Raw genomic sequence first — 3,044 nt, 5'->3', positions numbered from 1 at the left:
TACTGTATTTGGTAAAGATCAGAAGTCATTCTTACTGACTCTAGCGGATAAAGCTACCAAGCAGATTATTATCCGCAAGTTACCGAATAAACGCGCTGATACTGTTGTAGATGCTTTCCGTGACATTGTAGCAAATACCTTCTGTGACTTTAAAACTTTGACGGCCGATAACGGTTCTGAGTTCTCCATGCATAAACAGATAACTGAGATCACCGGTGCTAATGTCTTCTTTGCCAGGCCTTATCACTCATGGGAGCGTGGTTTAAATGAACACAGTAACGGACTTATCCGCCGTTTTTACCCAAAAGGAACGGACTTCAACTCAGTTACGGACAACGAGATTGCAGAACTTGAGCACATACTTAATACTCGGGGACGAAAATCGTTGGGCTATTTTTCTCCAAATGAAGCATTTTTAGCTCATCTAATGGCTGCATAACGTTTTATGGGTTTGTTGCGTTTCGACTGGGAATGGGCCGACAGTAACAACACGACCAAGGGCAATTTCTTTTGCTAAAATTGCACCGCCAATATCCATTTGTGACATTAGCCATCCGCCGAATATATCACCATTAGCATTTGTATCGGCCGGCATTGCTAATGTACGGAGAACTAGTTCTCCTTGTGGTAATTGTTGTGTCATGAAAAATTTACTTCTGTTATTTGCCACAATATACCTGCTGGAAGTAGGTATCCGTTGGTATCATATCAATTACTTTTGTTCTTTAGGCAGATGTTTATAGATATACACCATGCTAAGTATTGTAAATATTAGTGTGACCGCGGTCAAACCAAAAACTTTAAAGTTAACCCAGACATCCTGAGGTAGCCAAAAGGCAACATAAATATTTACTAGCGCACAGATAGCAAAAAAGATTGCCCATGATAAATTTAATTTATGCCAAATCTCATCAGCTAAATGGATCTCTTTACCCAGCATTCTCTGGATTAATGGTTTTTGGGTAAAATATTGGCTGACTAACAGTGCTAATGAAAAAATAGCGTAAATAACTGTCACTTTCCATTTAATAAAAAGATCACTGTGGAAAATCAACGTCAGTCCACCAAAAATGATCACGATGACTAAAGTAATTAACGAACTTTTTTCAATTTTTTTGTAGATAAGATAAATGGCCAGCATAGATAAAGCGGTGGCAATCATTAATGCGCCAGATGCGTAAAAAATATCTACTTTTTTATATACAATAAAGAAAACAATGAGAGGAATAAAATCTAATAGTTGTCTCATGAGGGCGCTTATCCTGATCCTTTTCGAGTAAATATGAAATTTTATAATTATTTGATTAATAAATTATAAAATATCCTATTGCCAATTTGTTTTATATTATATTACCTTATTTGATAATAATGTTACACAGTTAGTAGGTGTATATTTTTATTGATAAAATTATCTACTGAGCAATAAAACTCACTATTAATATATTGAAGTAATTAACTTGTTATTAGGAATACAGTGCAATTTTCAGTCAGCACGTTGGTTCTGTAATTAATGTTTAATTGTTTAAGTTAATAGTAAATTTTTACCACGCCATCTAATGGTAAATAATAGCCGTGGTATTTTTATCTGGTTAATTTGTTGTTTTTCCAACTAACATGTAAAGGCGGAAAAAATAGATCAATGTAAAAGAGGTAAGTAAATTATTCAATGTAAAAGAGATAATATTATTCACCATACTCGGTAAAAAACGAAATTGTCCAAGTAGCATAGTGAGTAACATTTGCAATGCTAGCCAAAGTAATAAAATTACTAGAATTAACCACCAATGACGAAATGCTATTTTCCAACTTTGACTCATGGCTCGTAGCGGCATAATATTTTTGACGGTTATTAAGATGATGGGTGATAAGGAAAAACCGATAGCTAAAATGATACCGGGTAAGATGAATAGCATAAAGCCAAAATAAATTATAATTGTGCATATAACTAATAAAATTAACATGTTAGGTAATATACGTAACGAAAGCACAAAAGCTTGCCATGCACTGATGTTATTGCCGGTACTGAGTTCTGACAAATAAGTAACTACTGAAGAAACTAATAATATTAATCCGATAAAAACCGCAGCCAATGAGAGTAGTGAGACTCTCATCATTATCGATTTTTCTTCATCAGATAATTGACTTACCCAGGTTAAAAGTGAAGTTGAGTCATTTTGACCACCAAGGGTTTTGACAATGGTTGCCATTTCATCGATGGGAACCAGAAAGTAATAAAGTATTAGACTGATTGTAGCTGAAATGAATGACAGGATAAAAAGGCCGCTCAGCTGATTTTTAAAAAAATTAAAGCTATCGCTGATAAGTGAGTTGGCCGTAATGGACATGAAAACTGCTCCTATAACTGGTTTTTATCATCACATTTTAATTGTATATTGTAACTGACAGTGAAGAGAGCGTATAGCTTTTCTATGGTAAAGCTATTGCTATATCAGTAAATTTTGTGGTTATTCTATAAGTAAGAATAAAACACTAAAAATAGAGTGATATTTATATTATAGTAATTTTGAGTATAACAATATAATGATTGGCTTTAATAATTGATATGATAATGACTTTATGGTGATAAAAGCGATTATTTTATTATCTGATTTGAGGACCTAATGGCGATAAATTATATTTATTTCAGCCCCTATATTGGGGCTGAAAAGTAAAACAATCATCGTATTTTCATCGAATCAATGACTGACTGTACACCTGCTACACCTTGTGTTACTTGAATTGCACGCTGAGCGTCGGCACGCGAACTGACAAAACCGCTCAATTGCACACGACCTTTAAATGTTTCAACATTGATTTGCGTTGATTTCAAGTTTTTTTCTGCCAATAATGCTGTCTTCACTTTAGGGCACCTCGAAAAACCTAAGCCGAGTTTGATTTTGCTGATAAAGTTATCGGAAGCTGGTCTACTGAGCTAACCACCATGAAGAAACGCAGCGCCATTAAGAATGACCTCTTTGCAAACCAGTATCACCAACAGACGATCGACAAGTTGGGTGACCCGCTGGTCAAGATCGAAACCTGTA

Annotated in this window: 3 protein-coding genes and 2 pseudogenes; 1 reads left to right on the top strand and 4 read right to left on the bottom strand. The window is 34.8% G+C overall.

Going from position 1 to position 3,044, the window contains the following annotated elements; all coding sequences use genetic code 11:
• A partial coding sequence (locus CBG25_RS20495) for an IS30 family transposase (RefSeq protein ID WP_290608926.1) occupies positions 1 to 439 on the top strand: 439 nt, incomplete at its 5' end.
• Between the two features lie 39 nt (positions 440 to 478).
• Here CBG25_RS20495 and CBG25_RS20490 read toward each other — a convergent pair.
• The 4 genes and pseudogenes from CBG25_RS20490 to CBG25_RS20475 form a co-directional block, all read right to left on the bottom strand.
• A pseudogene (locus tag CBG25_RS20490) lies at positions 479 to 643 on the bottom strand (hotdog domain-containing protein); the annotation flags it as partial.
• Positions 644 to 712: 69 nt separating this feature from the next.
• Positions 713 to 1,249, bottom strand: coding sequence for a septation protein A (locus CBG25_RS20485; protein ID WP_032114988.1), 537 nt, complete (start codon positions 1,247 to 1,249; stop codon positions 713 to 715).
• A 340-nt stretch (positions 1,250 to 1,589) separates the two neighbouring features.
• Positions 1,590 to 2,345, bottom strand: a complete 756-nt coding sequence (locus tag CBG25_RS20480) for a YciC family protein (protein ID WP_290608925.1) — start codon at positions 2,343 to 2,345, stop codon at positions 1,590 to 1,592.
• 332 nt (positions 2,346 to 2,677) lie between these two features.
• Positions 2,678 to 2,863 (bottom strand): annotated as a pseudogene (locus tag CBG25_RS20475) (BON domain-containing protein); the annotation flags it as partial.
• Positions 2,864 to 3,044 lie beyond the last annotated feature (181 nt).

The sequence above is a fragment of the Arsenophonus sp. ENCA genome (assembly GCF_002287155.1).
In the GTDB taxonomy this organism is placed as follows: Bacteria; Pseudomonadota; Gammaproteobacteria; order Enterobacterales; family Enterobacteriaceae; genus Arsenophonus; species Arsenophonus nilaparvatae.
This window is presented reverse-complemented; position numbering and strand designations above follow the sequence as displayed.